Origin of the sequence: Clostridium moutaii (assembly GCF_041205085.1) — a bacterium.
Classification (GTDB): domain Bacteria; phylum Bacillota; class Clostridia; order Clostridiales; family Clostridiaceae; genus Clostridium_B; species Clostridium_B moutaii.
Genome location: NZ_JBGEWD010000025.1, coordinates 13940 through 33650, shown reverse-complemented (window position 1 = coordinate 33650; position 19711 = coordinate 13940). Strand labels below are relative to the sequence as shown.

Sequence of the window (19711 nt, the reverse complement as noted above, 5' to 3'; positions counted from 1 at the left end):
AAGTCTAACTTATTGGGGTCATATCATCCGGGTGTCTGTAAAATGGTTCTCTTTTTATTAAATTCCTATAATACATGTTATCAAATTATAATTATACTTTCAACATGTAATACATGGTAATATATAAATCTATCAGATATTATTTATAAACAATACATAAAATAAGCACCCTAAATGACGGATGCTTAACCTGAAAAATAATGAAAAAAAGGACAGCAATTCTATATAGTATCTTTTGGGTAGTTGCATTTATATTTAACGTGCTCTGCAACCGCAAACACAAGGATAATGGATGATTAAAAAAGTGTCTATGGATGGTGGTTGCACTTGAATTTAAAGTACCCTGCAACCGCAGGCACTAGAGAAGTTATAATTTTTTATATTTATATTGTATACAAAGATTGTTATGTAAAAATATTATATTCGTTAAGTATTTGTTAAAAAACACCTGGCTTTTAACCAGGTGCCTTATACAAGATAATACTAATTTATCTATGGTTTCCCACATTGGCGGTTGCATTTAAGTTTATCGTGCCCTGCAACCACAGGCACTAATAAAGCAATTATTATTTAAGAAGTTATTGTCATATTATTATATTATACTTAAATCATTAAAATCACCTTAAAACTTCTCTAAAATATAATTAAAATTTACCCTGCCAGCATTGTTAAGAGACTTGGCGGGTTTATATAGCTTTCACCTGTAGGACTTGTTTGTACTCGCTCTTCATAGGTAATACTTTTAGATTCTTCAGGGAGGTCTACATCAACATTCTTTAGCTTGTACTCTATTTTATCTATCTATCTTATTAAAATATCTAATTTTGTATTCAGTACACTCATTTCATTCTCTTATCCCTATTAAAATAATCCCTGAGCACATTCCATTTCAACAAATTTCATTCCATCCATCATCTTAAATCCTCCCATTAGAATCTTTTATTTACGTCTAAACACCAGAACAACCGTTGCCATTTCTGCAGCATATTATAAGTCATTTCAGCTTTCTGTTTTGCTGTTAACTTTTCTCCATATACACCACTCCTAAAATTACCAGTATAATAATTAAAATTCTGTACATCATATTCACATAAGGATATCAATGTATTTAAATTATTAAGTTTCATTGAACTAAAGTGATTATCTAATACATTGAGTGCTTATTGCTTACTTACACTGGGGATGATAAATCCCCAGTGTTTAATTTTACATGGTAGACCTCTTGTACCAGGGATTTAATTTTCCTGGCTTCCTTTTTTAAATATATTCCACAGTATAATAATTTAAAATCTAGGCATACTAAAGGCATCCCGTATTAGTTATTATTTTTTCAGGGGCTTACCCATTGGGTTTTTTCTTTACAAAATCTTATATAATATTACCAGCTGAATTACCTACCCCTTCATCCTTATCAAGTCCATTTTCTTTTATACATTTACACCTCAAGCTCTTGGCCATATCTATTAAATCCTGTTCATCTTCACATAATCCTTTTGTCTCTTTTTTATATATTTCTATCAATTCATCAAAAGTAACAAACTCTATTTCTGGAAATAACATTTATAATCCCTCCATTAATATATAAATTATTTGTTTTATGAACATAAAAAACGTCGTAAAATTTTCTTAAATAATACGGCGTTTTAGTAAATTATTCACTTTTTTAATTGTCCATAGGTAAATTAAAGTTTATTTTTTGTTACTTTTTTATTGGTAGCAACAATAGCATATAAAATAGCAGCACCTATTGCAATCCAAAGAGCAATTTATTTCACTTTACGGGTTTACCCCGTCTTGTATAGCTCTTTCCTCCCACCTAGATTTTTCTTTCATTTATTATCTGGATTTAACTTCATAATATGCTGTTTTATGTGTAATAACTTTATCATTTGTTTTATTATTAAATTGAATAATATCTACTTTATTCTTACCTATTTTAAGATCATTACCTTTCAGATCCATATTTGATTTACTATTTGACAACTGTTGTTTGGTATTCAAAATACCATCTACAAAAATATAGCTCAAATTTTTTCCACTAAAACCACTGGTGTTTAACCCCATATGTTCAACCTGAGTATCTTTTTTTGTATATATAATCGGGATAGCTTCATTTTTAGAGGTACCGGATGAAGTGGAAATATAAAAATTGCCTATACCCATGTCGCCTTCTAAATCCTTTGGAATTTTCATTAAATCGTTTTTAGTTTGTTTTGGTGCATTTTACACTTTATCTTTAACTGCATTAGCTCCTTGTTTAGTTCCACAACCCACTAAATTTATAATAACTAATAAAGTTGTTATAATTAATGAAAGTTTCTTTTTCATTTAAATCCCTTCCTTGCGTTATAAAATTTTATTATATTTTTAAGAATAATATTATTTTCTTAAAACAATTTTATTTCTTTGATATAGGAAAATACAGTTCTGGAGTATTGTTTGTAATAATTTTAAATTCATAGCCCTCCTGTTTATAATAATTTATTATCCTGGGAAGAGCTTTACAAGTATTCTTATGCATATAATCGCAATGCATAAGCAATATAACAGGGTTAGGCTTATTTTTGCTTTTTGTAGCCTGCCTAAAAAGCTTTTCTGGTGGAGTCTTTGCATTTAATCCATCAGAAGTTACTATATTCCAGTCATATACTCTGTAATTATATCCATGTAATTTCTGAAGCATATTTTTATTCAAACGTTTTCTACTACCTTCAGGAAACCTTATTATATTAGGTTTTACCCCAACAACTCTATTTATCTCCTCACGTGTATTATCCATTTCTTTTATAAAAGCATCCTGACTAGAATATATTTTTCTATTTTTATGAGTATAAGTATGAAGCCCTATGCCATTCCCTTCATCATATATTCTTTTTACAGTAGATTCATTTTCTCTAATTTGATTTCCTATTAAAAAAAATGTTGCCTTAACATCTTTTTCTTTTAATATATCAAGAACCTTATTTGTAAGTGGACTAGGTCCATCATCAAAAGTGAGATATATTACTTTTTCATTGCCAGTTACATTTGGTTCTGCTGCATAGCTATTTTGAAAATCTATACAATTTACCGTTAATAAAATAGCTGCAAATACCAAACAAGCTATACAATAATGCTTTTTAAATTTCAATTTATACACCTTCTAAATTATAAATAAATATACATCAGTATTATTAGCAAAAAATTTAATATAATAACTGCCAATATATTCATCACATGATTTTATGCTAAATTTCTAATCATATATGTACAAAGGTTTTCTATGAAATGTTAACAGATGGATTAATAAACTATATTTCGAGGAGGAGTTATTATTGCAATTAAAATATAGAATAAGAAAATTTAGAATTATATCTTTATTAAAATATACAATCTTAATACTTATTTTTTTAATGCTACCTGTATATAAAAGTTCAGCATATAAATCTACTCAGGATATAAATAAAGATGAAGTGGGTTTAGAAATTCGAAAAATATATAATATTCGTTGCTTTGCGCTCAAAACTGGAAATTATTCAACGCTAAATGAATATTATGATATTTCTAAACCAAGTGGTAAATATGCATTAGAACATGAAATAAAAAGATTTAAATATTTAAGTGACTGGTCCACCCAAAGAAATATAGAGTTCAAAGATATTAAGTCCACTGTTAAACTGAAAAAGCTCATTCCCTCAGGCAATGCATTAAAACTAATTCTTGAAGAAAGTTATAAATTTGACTATGCATATAAAAATGATCAAGTTAATCCCTTAAATTCATTTGGAATAGGTATACGTCATACAATAAAATTAGTGAAAAAAAGTGAAAAATGGATTATACTTAGTGATTGGTATACTGACTGCTTTGAAGATTCACTGCAATCTTATACATCCAATTTAAATGATAAACTTAATTCATCAAAACATACTTTGTGCTCAATAAAAAATTTTATAAATGTGATTAACAGCAATAAAATATTTTATAACAGAGAAAAAGCAATTGATTATGCTAATAAATATTGTGGTGCAGCTTGGGGAAGTAGTAACAATTTTAAATATAATAAAAAGTATGATGATTATAATGGCTTGGGCGGTGATTGTACTAACTTTGTTTCTCAAGTATTAGGAGATACAGAAGGTGGTTCGATGCATACTAACAATATATGGCACCCTGGTACCAGTGCTTGGTCAAATGCAGATGGCTTAAAAAATTATTTACTACATAGTGGTAGAGGAACTATTATAAAAATTGGAACTTTTAATGAGTTAACAGATTCCAAATCCAATATAGCAAACGAAATAATTAATAACTTAAAAATTGGAGATTTAATAGCTTATGAAAAAGGAAGAGGAAACATAGACCATTTTGCGGTAATAACAGGGTTTGATAATCATAAATATCCTTTAGTTAATTCTCATACAACAGATAGATATCATGTTCCATGGGATTTAGGCTGGGGAAATAAAGGCATAAGATTTTTTATTATACACATAAATGATTATTAATTTTGAATGTTTTTCTTATTCTATACTAACGATACAATCTATTCATAGGAGTGAAAATTAGAATGAATAAAGCCGCTCATAGAATCTATTTATTAAGTTTGATTATTTTATTTATATTTTTATGCGCATCATCAAAACTAGTCATAAATATTTTTCGAAATTACTCAAATCATACAAATAACGTTTTAAGCGTTAAAAAAGTAGAGATTATTTCTCATAGAGCCAAATGTTTTATAGGTGAAACTGAAAATTCTATGGATGGAATTAAAGATTCTATAAGCTATAAGGTAGACTATGCTGAAATTGATGTTCAGGAAACAAAAGATGGTGTAGTAGTATTAATGCATGATAAGACTTTAAAAAGATTAACTGGGCTAAACAAAAAAATCAACCAATTAGATTATAAGGAAATTAAAGAATTAAATATAAACAGGCTAAATTTCCCTGAATGCACAATTGAAGAGATTCCCACTCTGGAACAGGTAGTAAAATATAGCAGTGGTCACTTCCATAGCTTGTCTTAACCAGCATAAAAAATCTTGCTGCCCTTTGAATATCAGTCATGCCCCTGGTATCATACTGACTTGCAGAATCATAAAACACTTCCCTTGAATTCGACATAAATAAGAGTTCCCTCTGCAGTTCCCCACAGTGAAATTTCACACACCTGAATAAATTGACCAGGTCACCATTTATGTCGTTGTAGACTTCCATATTGGCCAGCTTATCTTTTGAGAAAAGGACCATGCTGCGCCCCCAAATACTTCTATGTATCTATTAAATTTTTCAGGAAACCTCTTAACTATTTCCTTCCTGAGTAATTTCTTTCCACCTATCCATCCTATAAAACTATTCATATAGTACCTCCTATATTCCAGATAATACTATTATGTACAAACATACGTTCTATTTCAGGGTAGAATATGGATGGACTTTATAAATATAGATTACTGGTTAAAATTTATGTTATAATAATTATCAAGCGAATAAAGTGTTTTTAGTTAGTCACTCCCCAGGATTTTATCTCTTGCAAAGGAGTCGTTGCGGTTAATCTGACAGCAGAGGGGGTGGCAACTTTGAGTGATGCTGTTACTGCATTAGCATTTATATGTGTTACATCACTGGGCTTAACGGCTATAGTGATTGTAGGAACATATTTTAAAGATAGGCTTAAAATTAAAGGTAAATCTTCAGTTGGCAAGTTAACTGAAAATGAAATATCCATAACCACTGAAGAAAAAAACTCAAAAAATTAAAAATGCACTACTTGGCGAAGGGTGCATTTTTAAACTAAAAACAATTTAATCATTTTAAAACCGTAACGGCTTCTTTTAAATATATTATACCACAATGTATTATATTTTAAACACTTAATGCATTATATTTTATATAAAAATAACATTTTTGAAATCACATATGGTAACGTAAAAGTAAATTTTTGCGAAGGAATGTATATTAATTGATTTAATCTTAATATTATGCTAAAATCAGTTTATAATTTTAAACTTGTGAATCATAAACTAATTATATATTTAAGTTTTCTAGGGTTCCGCAGTTTGTAGCTGGCAGGTCCAAGAGAAAACTCACAGTTGATTGTGTACACGGAAGGATAAAAGCCTGGGAGATATTTAATAATATCTCTATGGCTTTTTTATTTTTTATTGTTGAGGAGGTATATTTTAATGAAAAAATTTATTACTGAAGATAACTTTTGGAACCTATTCCCCAATGCAAGGATTGGTGTTGTTGTTTTCCATAGAATAGATAACTCTATAAAAGATAAAGACAAATATAAGGATATGATTTATAATTCAGAAAAGGAAGCCTTAAAATATTTGAAAAATGCAGAATTCAGCAGTAACGAAGTTATAAAAGCATGGAGAGAAGCGTTTCAAAAATTTAAAACAAAGAAAGGTGCAAGGTCATCGATTGAGGCATTACTAAAGCGAGTGCATAATGGAAACCATTTAGGAAATATTAATCCTCTAGTTGATATTTACAACTCTATTTCATTAAGATATGGATTGCCCTGCGGTGGTGAGGATATCGATACATTTGTTGGGGATATAAGATTGACTAAGGCAGTTGGAGATGAAAATTTTGTTACATTAGGAACGGATAAAAATTCACCACCATATGAAGGTGAAATAGTATATAAAGATAATGAAGGAGCAATTTGCAGGTGCTTTAATTGGCGTGAATCAGTAAGAACAATGCTCACTGAAAATACAAAGAATACTTTTTTGTGCATTGAATTAATTGATGAAAGAAGATTGAAAGAGTTTGAGACTGCTTTAAAAGATTTAGCAAAAACAGTACAGGACAATTTAGGTGGAACATATAAGATTTCAATTCTTGATATTAACAATAAAGAAGTATCAATAAAGTAATTTGAGGAGGGTAAGCTGATGAGTGGCTTTAGTTATAAAGGTATTTATATCGAAGATGGAAAAAGGGTACTGGAAGTTAACATACTTCCAGAAAAGTATTGTAATTTTGATTGCATATTTTGTCCTATTGGAAGGTCGCAAAATAAGATAGATACCCAAAAGTCATTTGATAAAACAGATAGTTCATTGATTGAACTAGAAAACATGATAGAAAATACAAAAGCAGAATTAATCTTTATTAACTCAAAGGGAGAAGCCTTAATAAATGATAAAATTGGTGATATCATTGACTTTATCAAAGTCAAAGGTTTACCTGTAAGACTGCTTTCTAATGGATATTTACTAGGTAAAGATGAATATATAAAAATTGCTAATAAATGTGATGAGGTTGTTGGAGAGATAAAAATAATAACAGAAGAGGATTTTCAAAAAATCCAAAGACCGATTGAAGGGTATACGTTAGTAGAATATATTTCAAACATGGTTTCCTTTAATAAACAATACAAAGGGAAATTTATATTTGAAATTACTATCATTAAGGGCTATAACGATGATGAAGAATCAATTCAGAAGATGAAAAATATTATTAAGGAAATATCTCCTAACAAGATAATTATTGCAAGAATGGAGGATGAAAGATTTAAGAAAAAACTTGGTATAACTGATGAAATATTTGAGGAAATTTCAAATGCATTACTAAATATTTAGTAATGCTATTCTTATATTGTTTACTAGGGGTGGTAATCCCAGAGTAGCTACTATAAACCGCAAAATCAATTCCGTAAAATGTAATTGAGTTCAGGGGGTGAAAACCATGAAATGGACAATATTAGTTATTGCAGGCCTATTTGAAGTAGCATGGGCTATAGGTTTAAAATATTCGCAAGGATTTATAAAACTTGTACCAGGTATATTTACAATAGTAGGTATGATAGCAAGTTTCTGTTTTTTATCATTAGCATTAAAAAGTCTTCCCTTGGATACAGCATACGCAATTTGGACAGGCATTAGAACCATCGGTACTGTAATTTTAGGGATAGTATTATTTAAAGAACCTATCACTATAATCAGATTAATTTGTATTGGATTCATAGTAGTAGGAATAGCTGGGTTGAAACTTGTATCTCATTAACTTTTTGATGATTTGCAATATTCTTATTTTGTTTACTAGTTAAAAATAAACCCCAGGCCAGATTAATGACCCGTGGTTAAAATTATTGAGCTGGCTGTGCTGGAGTTTCTGTATTAGCTGTATCATTCGCAGGGGCTACAATATTCTGCATATCAGCAATTTTTTTCTTCAATTCTTCATTTTCCTGTTGTAATTGCCCTTTTTCACTTTGGAATTGTGAATTTTGAGTTTGAAGCTGAGATACCTGGGTTTGAATTGCCGTTTGCTGAGCTGTCTTCCTTTCTTCAGGAGTTTTGAGCTCATATACTTTGTTCTCAATTACCCCTGAAACTATTGTCTTCACATTTTCATCCACTTCTATACCCAGCTTATTAAGCACATTATAAACATAATCCTCTGCACTCTGTTTTCTCTGATCTGCCGGGAGCTGAGAAGATACATTGAGTTGTGTGCTGCCTGTCCCACTCCTATTTCTGCATATTTTTCTATAACACTTAAGATATTTAAAAACTTATTTCCAGGTACCAGTGCCTTTGCTGCATCCGTATACTTTTTAACTTCCTGCAATCCAGTATCAACCTTTTGTAAAACATCTGCTGTATTAACACCCTTTTTCTTTAAAAAAGGCAATAAGATTAATACTGTGCTTCCTACTCCCACGGCCAGTCCTAAAACTATAAATAATACATTTAAATTTGTCATAATACATTTCTCCATTTATTTTAGTTATTTAAAAATATACTCCCCAGGTCTCTATTCTTAGAACCCCATCCGTAGGCCTGCCCCAATTCTTCTGTAAATTGGTAACAGCTTGGAATGTAGACTCGTCATAAACCATTGGAGTATAGGAACCTTCTTTCAAATAGCTATAGCCTTGTAACTTCTGCTGTACCCAAAGGACTACGTAGCTTTTATGTCCTTTTACTATGATATTTTGTACCCCCTTTAATGCTGCCATGGTAGCTTGGCCTGCTATTCCATCCACATCTAATCCTGCATTATATTCGGAGTTTAGGTCATATTGTAAAGCCTTAATCTGCTCCACAAGTGGATCCGGGTTTCTTGTACCACCCAGACTTTTGTAAAAATCCTCTGTCATATAATTTAAGTCCAGATAACCTCCTATGCCAGGTATTTGCCCCTTTTCAGAATACTGTCATATAGCGTATTCATTCCACAGTACAGTATTTGGATAACTAACTCCATAATGAGCTACCCATAAAGGATACCCAGTTATTTTGCTATTTAAGTAGGCCTTTATATAGCTTGGATTACAATAAATAAGTACTGGAGCAACAGTTAGACGCTATCTTTAAAAATTCAAGACATGCATCTGTCATATCTCCACTGCACTGCTGTTCAAAGTCCAGGACTAAAAAATCCGGTTTGGAGCTTTCTACAATAGATTTGAAAAAGTTTGCCTCCTTGATAGCTTTTCTTTAGTTGTAAATCTGCCAAAATGATAAGCCCCGGTAATAATTCCCAGGGCTTTGGCTTTTTTAATATTGTCATTATAGAATTTATCTACAAAGGTACTTCCTTCGGTGGACTTGGCAATCACAAAGAAATTACCTACATCTTTAATAGAATTTATATCTACATTACCATTGAGATTACTTACATCTACACCTTTAATCATAGAATCATTCCTTCTTTTCTATCCCATCAATTCTGTGATGAGCTGATTTTGTGCTCTCTTCAACTCTTGTAACTCTTTCCTCAATAAGGCTTATTTTTGCAGCCTGTAATCTGAAATCTAGCTTTATATCGCTTACATCTTTTCCAATATAATCTAGTTTAGTTTCTAATCTAGTATTACAAGACGCATCTTCCTTTGTTTGCTTTTTCATATAGTTAAAAGCACTTATAATGCCTACTATCGCACCTGTTACAGTGCAAATCAGTCCAATAGTTGCATAATCCATCTCTAGCCTCCTGTTTAAGTATTTTTAAATATAAAAAAGAGTCCTGGATTTCTCCAAAACTCTGATCCACTTATTTCGTTTGGTGCATCATATGATGCATAAGTGCCATACTAACAACTCTGCTTAAATATTGTCTTGCTTGATCCACTGACGCACCGCAGCACATCAACGTATTTAGTAACTCTGGATGATGGCACTCAAACATCCTTACAATCTCTTGAGTATCTGTTTGTATTCTTTCCCTGTCTGCTTGCGACATATTATTTTTCGACATATTATTTTCTTTCATATTATTTTCCTTCATGTTATTTTCTTTTACTTTATTTTCCTTCATGTTATTTTCCTTCATATCTTGCATTTCTTGTCCCATGTTAGGCATATGCTGCATAGGTGGTGTTGCATTTTCATTGTTCATTCTGCAATAACAGCACATTGGCATAATTTCCATCCCTGGATGTATATATGGATACATAAAAACCTCCAATAAATTTTTTACATAATAACATATTATGTAAAAGACTTCTATTTCGGTAAAACTATTTTGTAAATTTCAGGACAAAAATAGAAAAGCTATCTCTAGCTCCTATTTTGCCTTGTATTCTATTGTGCTGTATAATCCTGCCCGGTTATGGTCTTAAATTCATCTGCTGTTACAATACTTTTACTTACAGCCTGCTTAACCATGTCCAAAGTTACCCAACTATTTTTATAACACATACTCCAAAAATTAAAATATTTAATTATAATATACGAGCCAGAAATATTCTTTAAATAATCAAGATAGTCTAATCCTTCTTCCACAGTTCCTACAACACCATTTATATTTATATTTTCCCTAACATTTTTGGGAGTAAGATTAGTTAAATAGGTTCATTAGAATCATGGGTATTATTATATGCAAAACTTTTCACCGTAAGATTACTATAATACCGATCTGGTCTTGCATCATAAACGATAATTTCTGGATAAGATAAGCAAGTAACAACTATTAAACTAGCCTTAAATGTTAAATTAGTTACCAATAAAGATATCTTTCAGCTTGTGAACCATTAATATCAATATACATAACAGTATTTGAACCGCTAATAGTTGAACCACTAGCATATTTTTTACCCAAATAAATATTGTCAATAGCATTTTTAATATCATTCCATGCACTAGAATTATTTAGGGAAGTTCCTGCTTTACTATTTACAGCATTGGCTATATTAGTCTTTACTTTCATACATATTGAATTACTCACTTATCTAACCTCCTTCAAGGCTCCTTTAAATTATCTGTTGCTTTCTGTGTATGTAATTTAGAACTAGAGCAATAAGGGCATCTAAGCTCTCCATTAAACTTTTCTTGCTGTTCTACCAGTAATACAAATTCTCTACTGCATCTATTACATTTATAACTTATGTATATTGGTTTCATTATTATCAACTCATTCCGTGCATAAAAATAGAGCCTTATACTATACAATATAGGCTCTCTAAAGTGCTCTAATTATTTAATTAAAATAGCATAGGAACTAATCTATACTCTTAGGGTTTTCTTCTTTTCCCTGTTGTTTTAAATACCATCTTGATGCATTAATTTTCTGGTTCAAATCGCCGGCAGATGGTTCAAAACTTTTTATTACCTTATCTTCTTCTTGAAGTTCACATAAAGCATCATAAATTGGAGAAGCACCCAAATGAGCATCATCTATTTTTAAAAGAAATCTTAAAGTAGTCATTGGGCATTCACTTAATCCACTTATATAATTATGTTTTTTTAGTATGTCTAATATTTCTTGCTTTAAATTCTCTTTATCCATATATATTATTTCCTCCTCAATTTTTATGTCTATATAAATTTCTACAAGCAATGATAATATCCTGCTAAAATAAAAAGATGGCAATAAGTACCAGATTATTTGGTACTCTAAGCTACTAACCTCTCCTATTGAACAAGCATTGATTTTTTGCCTGCTTTTAATTTTGCGCAAAAAAGCACCCGGTTAAATCCGTGTGTCTGTAAAATGGTTCTCTTCTTATTGAATTCCTATAATATATGTTATCAAACTATAATTATACTTTCAACATGTAATGCATGGTAATACCTAAATCTATCAGATATTATTTATAAACAATACATAAAATAAGCACCCTAAATTACGGATGCTTACCATAACAATAACAAAGGAGATCTATTTGTGGTGGTTGCATTTAAGTTTACCGTACCCTGCAACCACAGGCACCATCCTGGTAATTATTATTTAAAAGGAGTATCAACATATTATTATATTATACTTAAATCATTAAAATCTTATAAAAAATTTACCCCGCCAGCATTGTTAAGGGGCTTGGCGGGTTTATATAAATTGAGAGGGTATTACAATCTAACTTTATTTTCATTTGCAAGCCTTCTCGGAGTATCCCACGTAACAACTGGAGCAACTTCTTTATTCAGGACAATATCTCCATTAGGCTTTGTTTTATATATGGACCTATTCTTTTTCACAAATGTACTGTCACCCATGTACCTATTAGCTTGATAGTTTACTGCTTTTACTACTTCACGCCTACGAGTTAAAGCAATTTGATGATCTGTTTTCAGCCAATCAAAATTCCTTTGAATACATTTCTTAATAGTATCTTTCTTACAATTTAATTTCTTAGCAATCTCAGGAGCTGTCATTCCTTCTAAGTATAATTTTTCAATCTGCTTCTTATCTACAATAGCTTTCATTTAATCAACTTCTAAAAATGTGTATAGTTCACCCAAACCATAAAAGGGGACATGCTTTATTTTTACAAAATTAAATACTAAATTCTTTATGACTCAATTATATTACATTTTGGCAATATTTTAATTCCTACGTAATATTCCTGAATAATTCCTAATATTCTTTGAAACGTGAAATTAAAATACCGCAAAATTCACTTCTGAATAATACGGTATTTTAATAAATTATTTACTTTTATAATATAAAAAAATCCCTAACCATATAAAAGCTAAATTTTAAAAAATCAAAGTTTATCTTTCTTAAACTCATTTTGAAGATATAGAGAGATTTTATTTAAAGCTTTATCCCCTTCATTTGAAATCCGATCCATTGTAAGAAATCCATGTGGACTACCCTTATATATAGTAACAATGATCTCATTTCCTGCTTTTTTTAGCTTTTCAGCATAGGCTTCTCCTTCATCTCTCAATGGATCTATTTCAGCTATTATCATAAGTGTATGAGGCAACCCTTTAAAATCTTTAGCTAGCAAAGGAGATGCATAAGGGCTTTTCCTATCTTCTTTCTTTGGTACATATAGGGATATATATTTCTTCATATCTTCTCTAGAAATACTAAAATTACTAGACAGATAGGACCAAGATTTACTATTTAATTCATATATATTTGTTGATGGATATATTAGCACCTGACAAGTTATGTGCGGTCCATTTTTATCCTGTGTAATCTTAGAAACTGCAGCTGTAAGATTTCCACCGGCGCTATCCCCTGCAACAGCTATATGTTTTGCATCCCCATTAATACGTCCGGCATTCTTATAAGTCCACTGGAGCACATTATACACATCATTTAATCCAGCAGGAAAAGGATTTTCCGGTGCAAGACGGTAACCTACTGATACTACTATTGCTTTTGTATTTTTTGCTAGTTTCCTGCAAACATTGTCATGAGTGTCCAAATTTCCTCCAACCCAGAAGCCACCATGTGAATAAACAATTATGGGGAGCTTACTACCACCTTGAGGCGTATATATACGTATAGGAATCTTAGTTGAAGATGTATCTATGCTGACATCTTTTATATTAGAAAAGGGTATAGGTTTAGCACTCCATTTAACAGCATCATTATTTAAAATTTGGCGTATTTCTTTTATTGGCTTTCCTTTAATTGAATTAGGGTTAAGGTATTTATTAATCTTCAACATTACAGCAACCTTAGTATCAAGCTTCCCATAACTTGTTATAGTTAAATTTTTAATAAGTAAGAAAACTCCAATAATAACAGCTAGGATTACGACTACAAATATCCAAATACCTTTCTTATTTTTCATTTATCCAACCTCCGATATTATGCTAAACTTAATTTTCGAGAACATAAATTCTATTATGTATTTTATACTAATGGTATTTGATTATACTTAAATCGGCATTAATAGCAATTATTAAATTCATTTAAAATACCGTATTATTCAGTTTTCAAAGAGCCATTGTTCATATTTTTCATTTCAACTTTTAGTTTGCAATAATTTCATTTCTATGCACTAATCCAAGCTTCCAGTTAATTATATTCTCAATCAGCCTATGCCGTCTTTTTGTAACTGCACCTTGCGACATATTAAATTTCATCCCAATCTGCCAGTCTGCTCTCTTGTACTTGTATTTCTCCTTCAAGAACTCCTGATCTTCAATCCTTAAATCCTTTATATTAGCCTCAATCACAGCATTTGTGGTTTCCATATTTCTTAGAGTTTCCTCTATATCTGCTACCTGTTTCTTTTTCCAATACTGTTCCCTTAGTAACTTATCCTTTATACATAATAAAGTCCTCTCAGCATAGCTTTCACCTGTAGGACTTGTTTGTACTCGCTCTTCAGTTGATACTTATTTATGCTGGGGATGATGAATCCCCAGTGTTTAATCCCTATATCAAGTTTTCTATATTAAATAACATTTTGATACCTTTATACCAGGGATTTTTATTTCTGGTTTTTTTCTTTGAATAATCTAAGTAACGCATTTGAAAGTATCTTCATTGACTTTTCAAAGGATTTAATTAATTTTTTAATAGCATCGGATTTTTCAATTACCTCAATTTGTTTTATTGTCTTATCCAGTTGTTCAAAATTGAACTTTCTCAGTAATGCCTTTTGCTGAGAATATCCTATGCCCAGTTCAGATAATTTTTTCATCCTTTTAGCTTTTTCTCTCTGATATTTATTCATTAATCCTTCTCATTCCAGTCTTTACATTTGTTTTGCAAACATAAAAACACCGTAAAATTCATTTGAATAATACGGTGCTAAAAATAATTGTTCTTTTTTAATCACTGCTGACTCTTTTCAGCAGCTTCCGCATCCGCTTTAGTCACATGGACTGTATCTCGTGGATGTTGAGGAGGTGCATAAATAGAATATACTTTAAGTGGTTTATTACCTGTATTGATAACATTGTGCCACGTACCAGCAGGTACCATTATTGCAAAGTCATCATATACTTTTTCTTGAAAGTCCAAATTATATTTACTGTTTCCCATTTTAACAAGTCCTTGGCCTTCTTCAACACGTATGAACTGATCGACGTTCGGATGAACTTCTAAACCAATATCATCACCAACATTGATGCTCATCAAGGTAACCTGCAGATGGTTTCCTGTCCATAAAGCAGTGCGAAAAGTATTATTTTGCTTAGTAGCTTTATTAATATCAACTACAAAGGGTTGTGGTCCATAATCCTTCAACTGAATTGAGCCATCATTTCTTGCTAATCGTGAAGAATCAAATTTTGAATTATACTCAACTTCATTCTCACAAGGAATATATTGGTCATTAAACTTCCTCGAATAATTCGGGTCATACATTGGTATATTAGCTAAATAAGGACATGGATAAGTATTGCAGTAAGGATATTTTCTATATATATTATGCATATTGTTCCTTTCTTTCATAGTCTTACCAAATTATAATATGTTCTAGGTTTTGGAAATGTGATTATACCAATTATAAATAAAATCGTATCCTTAATGCTACACCGTACTATTCAATTTTCAAAGAACAATTTTACCTAATTTAATTTGCAAAATATTTATTTTATCTATCTATATTTCCTTATTCTGTTTCACATTTTCTTTAACAAGTTGCAATATTTCTTTCCCTTTATCTCCTCTATAAGCTGTCATATCTAAATATTCATCTAAGTTCAATCCCCTGTTCCCATGCTGCTAATTTAGCCATAGCATAATAAAAATAAGATATAGGGCAATCACAAAGAGGTTCATTTTCTATAGTCCATTCTGGAACTTCATTATCTACTTTGCAGTATTTTGTACAACATTTATTTGTATATTCTAATAAATCTTCTTGTTTGCTATTATTTCTTACGAACCCCACAAAGTTAACCAATAGAGAAAAAAACACTCGTGCTGGATATGTTTATGTAATTTCTAATATAGGGTCCTTGGGTCAGGATGTATATAAAATTGGTATGACTAGAAGGCTAGAGCCAAATGAAAGAGTTAGAGAATTAGGTGATGCTTCTGTTCCTTTTAAATTTGATGTACATGCTATGATTTTTAGCGAGGATGCCCCTACTTTAGAAAATTCATTTACAAAAATATAGCTCAAATTTTTTCCACTAAAACCACTGGTGTTTAACCCCATATGTTCAACCTGAGTATCTTTTTTTGTATATATAATCGGGATATCTTCATTTTTAGAGGTACCGGATGAAGTGGAAATATAAAAATTGCCTATACCCATGCTGCACCTCCAAATACTTCTATGTATCTATTAAACTTTTCAGGAAACCTCTTAACTATTTCCTTCCTGAGTAATTTCTTTCCGCCTATCCATCCTATAAAACTATTCATATAGTACCTCCTATATTCCAGATAATACTATTATATGCAAACATATGTTCTATTTTAAGGTAGAATATGGATAAGCATTATAAATATAGCTAATTATTTATAATTTATGCTATAATATTTATCAAGAGAATAAAGTGTTTTTAGTTAGTCACTCCCCAGGTTTTATCTCTTACAAAGGAGTCGTTGCGGTTAATCTGACAGCAGAGGGGGTGGCGACTTGAGTGATACTGTAACTGCATTAGCATTTATATGTGTTACAGCACTGGGCTTAACAGCTATAGTGATTGTAGGAACATATTTTAAAGATAGGCTAACAATCAAAGGTAAATCTTCAGTTGGTAAATTAACTGAAAATGAAATATCCATAACTACTGAAGAAAAAAACTCAAAAAATTAAAAATGCACCCACTGGAATAAGTGCATTTTTAATTAGCTAAAAATATAAATTTTAAACTTAAAACCGTAACAGCTTCTTTTAAATATATTATACCACAATGTATTATATTTTAAACAGGTAAAGTATAATATTCCGAACAAATAAGAAATTAATTTACATAAATATGTATTATTTTTTATACAAAAACAAAATTACAATGATTCATAATAGTAAGTAAAAGCGAATTAATATTATTTATTAATAATAATATTAGGAGGTAAACATAATGGCTGATGAAAGAGTTGTTATAGGTGCTGAAACAAAGTATCCACTTAATGGAATATTGACCATTCCTAATGAAACTAATGGATTGCTTCCTGTGGTTGTATTAGTTCATGGCTCTGGTCCAAGTAATATGGATGAAAAGGTTGGAAATAATTACCCTTTTAAAGACCTTGCCGAAGGCTTGTCGGAAAAAGCAATTGCAATACTGCGTTATGACAAGAGAACACTGGTATACGGAGAAGAAATGAAAAACGATACTGGATTGTCGGTTAAAGAGGAAACAATTGAAGATGCCATCCTTGCATCTGATTTCTTACGAAAAGATTCACGTATTGATTCAAACAAAATATTTATTGTAGGTCATAGTTTAGGTGGGATGTTGGCTCCACGAATTGATGCAGAAGGTGGAAATTTTGCTGGAATTATTATTATGGGTGGTTCTCCACGTAAATTTGAAGAAATTCTGATGGACCAAAATAATGATGTTTTAAACTCACTGAATAAGTTTTTGAAAATAATTGCTAAGAAACAAATAAAAGCATTATCATCCAAATTTGACAACATCTATAACCTAAGTGATGAAGAAGCAAAATCAACCTTAGTTTTGGGAAAACATACCAGATCCTATTACTTCAAAGAAATGGGCCAACATCCATCCACTAATTATCTCAAAGTATTGAGTAAACCAGTATTAATTTTGCAGGGAGATAAAGATTCCCATGTATCAGTAGAAAAAGATTTTGATGGTTACAAAAATTTATTGGGCGATATGCCAAATGTAACATTTAAACTTTATCCCAACTTAAATCATTTATTTATGCCTTCTATTTATGGAAAGATACTAAAAATAAAAAAAGAGTATAAGGCTGCACAGCATATTGATAAACAAGTTATAAATGACATTTCCAACTGGATTCTTTCAATCTAGGAAAATCAACAGAAGTTTTAGAAAACCCATTATTTCGCATTCTTCAATTTTTGTGAACTAAAATAAGCCCTAGGTCAAATTAATGACCTAGGGTTAAAATTATTGAGCTGTATTGGCTGGAGCTGTTGTATTTTGTACAGGAGTTACAGTGCTTTGTATACTAGCCTCCTGTTTAAGTATTTTTAAATATTAAAAAGAGCCTTGAATTTCTTCAAAGCTCCTTATTCACTTAGTTCGCAAAATAGCTTTATTGTAACTTAACTAACCTTACAAAATAACTCCATAAGCTTGATGGCCTTTCATCCTGATAAAAATAGCAGGATAGAACATCATCAAACCATATAATTATCACAGTCGACAAATACCAGTAGATAAAGTTTTTCAAACATATCTGCCCAATAAAATTACATTTCTCTTGGGAATAATCCCACAAATTCAAATGTAAGTACAGATTGAAAAATATTCCTGAAAGCAATTCTATTGCAGTAATTACAGAGCCTCCCTTAACTACCTGCTGCCAAATCTTGAGGTTATAATATCCAGGTCTATCATTTAGAGAACCTATAATCACACCACATAACCCACCTATAGGAAACATCCATAAAGAAGTCCAACCACATAAGCTCCACTTGGATATACCATTAAAACCTATTAATGAACCACTAAAAGCTCTTGAAAATATCTCTACGTTCAGATAAAGGCTTCCAAAGACTAGAAAATGGATTATTTTATTTTTTAAGTAATAGTCGTTGGAATAACTGTATCCCATACTACTAAATTCACCTCTTCCACTGTTGCAAGTATTTTTACATAAGCCTGCAGTAATTCCTTATGTTTTATAGTATTTGTCATAAAAGTTTTCGTTATAAGTATTTTTAAAACAAAAATAAAAAAGCTATCCCTAGCCTCCCATATAAGTATTTTTAAGTATTAAAAAAGAGTCTTGGATTTCTCCAAAACTCTTAGTATTCGTATAATAAGAAGAATGCGTCTTAACCGTATTTGACAGCATATATTCAATCAAGTATTCTTTCAAAATATATGCTATCACGCCATTTTCCATTATAATGAATATATTTATTATAACGTCCAACAAATTGAAAGCCATTCTTAATTAATACTATTTGAGAACCTATGTTATCAGGTGATGTTCCTGCTTCTATTCTATGAAGTTTATGATTATTGACTGCTTTATCTAAAATAAGTTTTACTGCACTTGTTGCATACCCCTTCCCCTGATGTTCCTCACCAATTCTATAACCGAGTTCAGCTTTATTAAAACATCCTCTTACTATTGATACTAAATTTATTCTACCAAGAATCATTCCGTTATGATTCTTTATCAAATACATATTTACTAATCCTTTCTCTTGTTCCTCGATTGACTCCTTTATTATTGTATTGAAATTATTTAATTCATAATAGTTATCTCCTCTTGGGAAACCTACTCTCTCAAAAAAAACCCTATTTTTAAGTTCGAATGTAAAAAGTTCCTGTGCATCTGACTCCTCAAGTAAATTGATTATAATATCTGACATAAAAAGCCTCCTTAACATCGTAGTAACTTACTTTTATGATTTAATATTACCATATTTTCACTCTACAAGA

30 protein-coding genes, 3 pseudogenes and 1 riboswitch are annotated in these 19711 nt (G+C 30.7%); of the genes and pseudogenes, 9 read left to right on the top strand and 24 right to left on the bottom strand.

The window, feature by feature from the left end; translation table 11 throughout:
• Window positions 1-929: 929 nt before the first annotated feature.
• The 4 genes from AB8U03_RS16855 to AB8U03_RS16840 all read right to left on the bottom strand — a co-directional run bounded on the left by AB8U03_RS16855 (window position 930) and on the right by AB8U03_RS16840 (window position 3130).
• Window positions 930-1127 carry a hypothetical protein gene (locus AB8U03_RS16855; RefSeq protein ID WP_369705715.1) on the bottom strand — a complete coding sequence of 66 codons (198 nt, stop codon included), beginning with the start codon at window positions 1125-1127 and terminating at the stop codon, window positions 930-932.
• 241 nt (window positions 1128-1368) lie between these two features.
• Window positions 1369-1560, bottom strand: coding sequence for a hypothetical protein (locus tag AB8U03_RS16850; protein ID WP_369705714.1), 192 nt, complete (start codon window positions 1558-1560; stop codon window positions 1369-1371).
• A 276-nt stretch (window positions 1561-1836) separates the two neighbouring features.
• Window positions 1837-2193, bottom strand: coding sequence for a hypothetical protein (locus AB8U03_RS16845; protein WP_369705713.1), 357 nt, complete (start codon window positions 2191-2193; stop codon window positions 1837-1839).
• A 205-nt stretch (window positions 2194-2398) separates the two neighbouring features.
• Entirely contained in the window at window positions 2399-3130 is a 732-nt protein-coding gene (locus AB8U03_RS16840) for a polysaccharide deacetylase family protein (RefSeq protein WP_369705712.1), read from the bottom strand.
• A 184-nt stretch (window positions 3131-3314) separates the two neighbouring features.
• On the opposite strand from AB8U03_RS16840, the gene AB8U03_RS16835 reads away from it, so the two are divergent.
• Entirely contained in the window at window positions 3315-4487 is a 1173-nt protein-coding gene (locus AB8U03_RS16835; protein ID WP_369705711.1) for an amidase domain-containing protein, read from the top strand.
• Between the two features lie 62 nt (window positions 4488-4549).
• Complete coding sequence (locus tag AB8U03_RS16830) at window positions 4550-5011, top strand: glycerophosphodiester phosphodiesterase family protein (protein ID WP_369705710.1); 462 nt, start codon at window positions 4550-4552, stop codon at window positions 5009-5011.
• On the opposite strand, the pseudogene AB8U03_RS16825 reads toward AB8U03_RS16830, so the two are convergent.
• A pseudogene (locus AB8U03_RS16825) lies at window positions 4986-5344 on the bottom strand (DNA adenine methylase); the annotation flags it as partial. The gene AB8U03_RS16830 and the pseudogene AB8U03_RS16825 overlap by 26 nt on opposite strands.
• Window positions 5345-5563: 219 nt before the next feature.
• Here AB8U03_RS16825 and AB8U03_RS16820 point away from each other — a divergent pair.
• The 4 genes from AB8U03_RS16820 to AB8U03_RS16805 all read left to right on the top strand — a co-directional run bounded on the left by AB8U03_RS16820 (window position 5564) and on the right by AB8U03_RS16805 (window position 8009).
• Window positions 5564-5743, top strand: coding sequence for a hypothetical protein (locus tag AB8U03_RS16820; RefSeq protein WP_369705709.1), 180 nt, complete (start codon window positions 5564-5566; stop codon window positions 5741-5743).
• 274 nt (window positions 5744-6017) lie between these two features.
• A riboswitch (guanidine-I (ykkC/yxkD leader) is annotated at window positions 6018-6113 on the top strand.
• A gap of 56 nt (window positions 6114-6169) precedes the next feature.
• Window positions 6170-6877 carry a B3/B4 domain-containing protein gene (locus tag AB8U03_RS16815; protein WP_369705708.1) on the top strand — a complete coding sequence of 236 codons (708 nt, stop codon included), beginning with the start codon at window positions 6170-6172 and terminating at the stop codon, window positions 6875-6877.
• Between the two features lie 18 nt (window positions 6878-6895).
• Entirely contained in the window at window positions 6896-7585 is a 690-nt protein-coding gene (locus AB8U03_RS16810) for a radical SAM protein (protein WP_369705707.1), read from the top strand.
• A gap of 106 nt (window positions 7586-7691) precedes the next feature.
• On the top strand, window positions 7692-8009 hold the full coding sequence (locus AB8U03_RS16805) for a DMT family transporter (RefSeq protein ID WP_369705706.1): 318 nt from the start codon (window positions 7692-7694) through the stop codon (window positions 8007-8009).
• Window positions 8010-8091: 82 nt separating this feature from the next.
• Here the strand turns inward: AB8U03_RS16805 and AB8U03_RS16800 are convergent, their stop codons facing one another.
• The 16 genes from AB8U03_RS16800 to AB8U03_RS16725 form a co-directional block, all read right to left on the bottom strand.
• Window positions 8092-8388 carry a hypothetical protein gene (locus AB8U03_RS16800; protein ID WP_369705705.1) on the bottom strand — a complete coding sequence of 99 codons (297 nt, stop codon included), beginning with the start codon at window positions 8386-8388 and terminating at the stop codon, window positions 8092-8094.
• On the bottom strand, window positions 8367-8711 hold the full coding sequence (locus AB8U03_RS16795) for a hypothetical protein (protein ID WP_369705704.1): 345 nt from the start codon (window positions 8709-8711) through the stop codon (window positions 8367-8369). Before AB8U03_RS16795 ends, AB8U03_RS16800 begins: the two co-directional genes overlap by 22 nt.
• A 28-nt stretch (window positions 8712-8739) precedes the next feature.
• Window positions 8740-9108 carry a peptidoglycan-binding domain-containing protein gene (locus tag AB8U03_RS16790; RefSeq protein ID WP_369705703.1) on the bottom strand — a complete coding sequence of 123 codons (369 nt, stop codon included), beginning with the start codon at window positions 9106-9108 and terminating at the stop codon, window positions 8740-8742.
• A 297-nt stretch (window positions 9109-9405) separates the two neighbouring features.
• On the bottom strand, window positions 9406-9648 hold the full coding sequence (locus tag AB8U03_RS16785; RefSeq protein WP_369705702.1) for a GH25 family lysozyme: 243 nt from the start codon (window positions 9646-9648) through the stop codon (window positions 9406-9408).
• A gap of 4 nt (window positions 9649-9652) precedes the next feature.
• Window positions 9653-9934 carry a hypothetical protein gene (locus tag AB8U03_RS16780; RefSeq protein WP_369705701.1) on the bottom strand — a complete coding sequence of 94 codons (282 nt, stop codon included), beginning with the start codon at window positions 9932-9934 and terminating at the stop codon, window positions 9653-9655.
• 70 nt (window positions 9935-10004) lie between these two features.
• Window positions 10005-10406, bottom strand: a complete 402-nt coding sequence (locus AB8U03_RS16775; RefSeq protein ID WP_369705700.1) for a hypothetical protein — start codon at window positions 10404-10406, stop codon at window positions 10005-10007.
• Window positions 10407-10534: 128 nt separating this feature from the next.
• Window positions 10535-10735, bottom strand: coding sequence for an XkdX family protein (locus tag AB8U03_RS16770; RefSeq protein ID WP_369705699.1), 201 nt, complete (start codon window positions 10733-10735; stop codon window positions 10535-10537).
• Window positions 10736-10949: 214 nt separating this feature from the next.
• Window positions 10950-11177 (bottom strand): hypothetical protein, encoded by a 228-nt coding sequence (locus AB8U03_RS16765; RefSeq protein ID WP_369705698.1) that lies wholly within the window; start codon window positions 11175-11177, stop codon window positions 10950-10952.
• Window positions 11178-11191: 14 nt separating this feature from the next.
• Window positions 11192-11353 carry a hypothetical protein gene (locus AB8U03_RS16760; RefSeq protein ID WP_369705697.1) on the bottom strand — a complete coding sequence of 54 codons (162 nt, stop codon included), beginning with the start codon at window positions 11351-11353 and terminating at the stop codon, window positions 11192-11194.
• 97 nt (window positions 11354-11450) lie between these two features.
• On the bottom strand, window positions 11451-11738 hold the full coding sequence (locus AB8U03_RS16755; RefSeq protein ID WP_369705696.1) for an uS8 family ribosomal protein: 288 nt from the start codon (window positions 11736-11738) through the stop codon (window positions 11451-11453).
• 557 nt (window positions 11739-12295) lie between these two features.
• Window positions 12296-12652, bottom strand: coding sequence for a helix-turn-helix domain-containing protein (locus AB8U03_RS16750; protein ID WP_369705695.1), 357 nt, complete (start codon window positions 12650-12652; stop codon window positions 12296-12298).
• A gap of 281 nt (window positions 12653-12933) precedes the next feature.
• Window positions 12934-13980 carry an alpha/beta hydrolase gene (locus AB8U03_RS16745; RefSeq protein ID WP_369705694.1) on the bottom strand — a complete coding sequence of 349 codons (1047 nt, stop codon included), beginning with the start codon at window positions 13978-13980 and terminating at the stop codon, window positions 12934-12936.
• A gap of 181 nt (window positions 13981-14161) precedes the next feature.
• On the bottom strand, window positions 14162-14386 hold the full coding sequence (locus tag AB8U03_RS16740) for a hypothetical protein (RefSeq protein WP_369705693.1): 225 nt from the start codon (window positions 14384-14386) through the stop codon (window positions 14162-14164).
• A 239-nt stretch (window positions 14387-14625) separates the two neighbouring features.
• Complete coding sequence (locus AB8U03_RS16735) at window positions 14626-14871, bottom strand: hypothetical protein (protein ID WP_369705692.1); 246 nt, start codon at window positions 14869-14871, stop codon at window positions 14626-14628.
• Window positions 14872-14972: 101 nt separating this feature from the next.
• Complete coding sequence (locus AB8U03_RS16730) at window positions 14973-15575, bottom strand: cupin domain-containing protein (protein WP_369705716.1); 603 nt, start codon at window positions 15573-15575, stop codon at window positions 14973-14975.
• Between the two features lie 259 nt (window positions 15576-15834).
• Window positions 15835-16035: a hypothetical protein gene (locus AB8U03_RS16725; RefSeq protein ID WP_369705691.1), complete on the bottom strand. Its 201-nt coding sequence runs from the start codon at window positions 16033-16035 to the stop codon at window positions 15835-15837.
• 7 nt (window positions 16036-16042) lie between these two features.
• Here AB8U03_RS16725 and AB8U03_RS16720 point away from each other — a divergent pair.
• Window positions 16043-16258, top strand: a pseudogene (locus AB8U03_RS16720) (GIY-YIG nuclease family protein); the annotation flags it as partial.
• Between the two features lie 139 nt (window positions 16259-16397).
• On the opposite strand, the pseudogene AB8U03_RS16715 reads toward AB8U03_RS16720, so the two are convergent.
• Window positions 16398-16514 (bottom strand): annotated as a pseudogene (locus AB8U03_RS16715) (DNA adenine methylase); the annotation flags it as partial.
• A gap of 217 nt (window positions 16515-16731) precedes the next feature.
• On the opposite strand from AB8U03_RS16715, the gene AB8U03_RS16710 reads away from it, so the two are divergent.
• Both AB8U03_RS16710 and AB8U03_RS16705 read left to right on the top strand, forming a co-directional pair.
• Window positions 16732-16911, top strand: coding sequence for a hypothetical protein (locus AB8U03_RS16710; protein WP_369705690.1), 180 nt, complete (start codon window positions 16732-16734; stop codon window positions 16909-16911).
• Window positions 16912-17176: 265 nt separating this feature from the next.
• Window positions 17177-18103, top strand: a complete 927-nt coding sequence (locus tag AB8U03_RS16705; RefSeq protein WP_369705689.1) for an alpha/beta hydrolase family protein — start codon at window positions 17177-17179, stop codon at window positions 18101-18103.
• Between the two features lie 247 nt (window positions 18104-18350).
• Here AB8U03_RS16705 and AB8U03_RS16700 read toward each other — a convergent pair whose 3' ends face one another.
• Window positions 18351-18872 (bottom strand): putative ABC transporter permease, encoded by a 522-nt coding sequence (locus AB8U03_RS16700; RefSeq protein ID WP_369705688.1) that lies wholly within the window; start codon window positions 18870-18872, stop codon window positions 18351-18353.
• Window positions 18873-19119: 247 nt separating this feature from the next.
• On the bottom strand, window positions 19120-19641 hold the full coding sequence (locus tag AB8U03_RS16695; RefSeq protein ID WP_369705687.1) for a GNAT family N-acetyltransferase: 522 nt from the start codon (window positions 19639-19641) through the stop codon (window positions 19120-19122).
• Window positions 19642-19711: the final 70 nt, after the last annotated feature.

Coding starts and splice junctions, on each gene's coding strand:
- AB8U03_RS16855 (WP_369705715.1), bottom strand. CDS start 1,127: ATGAAACTTAATAATTTAAATACATTGATATCCTTATGTGAATATGAT.
- AB8U03_RS16850 (WP_369705714.1), bottom strand. CDS start 1,560: ATGTTATTTCCAGAAATAGAGTTTGTTACTTTTGATGAATTGATAGAA.
- AB8U03_RS16845 (WP_369705713.1), bottom strand. CDS start 2,193: ATGAAAATTCCAAAGGATTTAGAAGGCGACATGGGTATAGGCAATTTT.
- AB8U03_RS16830 (WP_369705710.1), top strand. CDS start 4,550: ATGAATAAAGCCGCTCATAGAATCTATTTATTAAGTTTGATTATTTTA.
- AB8U03_RS16815 (WP_369705708.1), top strand. CDS start 6,170: ATGAAAAAATTTATTACTGAAGATAACTTTTGGAACCTATTCCCCAAT.
- AB8U03_RS16810 (WP_369705707.1), top strand. CDS start 6,896: ATGAGTGGCTTTAGTTATAAAGGTATTTATATCGAAGATGGAAAAAGG.
- AB8U03_RS16805 (WP_369705706.1), top strand. CDS start 7,692: ATGAAATGGACAATATTAGTTATTGCAGGCCTATTTGAAGTAGCATGG.
- AB8U03_RS16795 (WP_369705704.1), bottom strand. CDS start 8,711: ATGACAAATTTAAATGTATTATTTATAGTTTTAGGACTGGCCGTGGGA.
- AB8U03_RS16790 (WP_369705703.1), bottom strand. CDS start 9,108: ATGACAGAGGATTTTTACAAAAGTCTGGGTGGTACAAGAAACCCGGAT.
- AB8U03_RS16785 (WP_369705702.1), bottom strand. CDS start 9,648: ATGATTAAAGGTGTAGATGTAAGTAATCTCAATGGTAATGTAGATATA.
- AB8U03_RS16780 (WP_369705701.1), bottom strand. CDS start 9,934: ATGGATTATGCAACTATTGGACTGATTTGCACTGTAACAGGTGCGATA.
- AB8U03_RS16775 (WP_369705700.1), bottom strand. CDS start 10,406: ATGTATCCATATATACATCCAGGGATGGAAATTATGCCAATGTGCTGT.
- AB8U03_RS16760 (WP_369705697.1), bottom strand. CDS start 11,353: ATGAAACCAATATACATAAGTTATAAATGTAATAGATGCAGTAGAGAA.
- AB8U03_RS16755 (WP_369705696.1), bottom strand. CDS start 11,738: ATGGATAAAGAGAATTTAAAGCAAGAAATATTAGACATACTAAAAAAA.
- AB8U03_RS16750 (WP_369705695.1), bottom strand. CDS start 12,652: ATGAAAGCTATTGTAGATAAGAAGCAGATTGAAAAATTATACTTAGAA.
- AB8U03_RS16745 (WP_369705694.1), bottom strand. CDS start 13,980: ATGAAAAATAAGAAAGGTATTTGGATATTTGTAGTCGTAATCCTAGCT.
- AB8U03_RS16740 (WP_369705693.1), bottom strand. CDS start 14,386: ATGGAAACCACAAATGCTGTGATTGAGGCTAATATAAAGGATTTAAGG.
- AB8U03_RS16735 (WP_369705692.1), bottom strand. CDS start 14,871: ATGAATAAATATCAGAGAGAAAAAGCTAAAAGGATGAAAAAATTATCT.
- AB8U03_RS16730 (WP_369705716.1), bottom strand. CDS start 15,575: ATGCATAATATATATAGAAAATATCCTTACTGCAATACTTATCCATGT.
- AB8U03_RS16705 (WP_369705689.1), top strand. CDS start 17,177: ATGGCTGATGAAAGAGTTGTTATAGGTGCTGAAACAAAGTATCCACTT.
- AB8U03_RS16700 (WP_369705688.1), bottom strand. CDS start 18,872: ATGGGATACAGTTATTCCAACGACTATTACTTAAAAAATAAAATAATC.
- AB8U03_RS16695 (WP_369705687.1), bottom strand. CDS start 19,641: ATGTCAGATATTATAATCAATTTACTTGAGGAGTCAGATGCACAGGAA.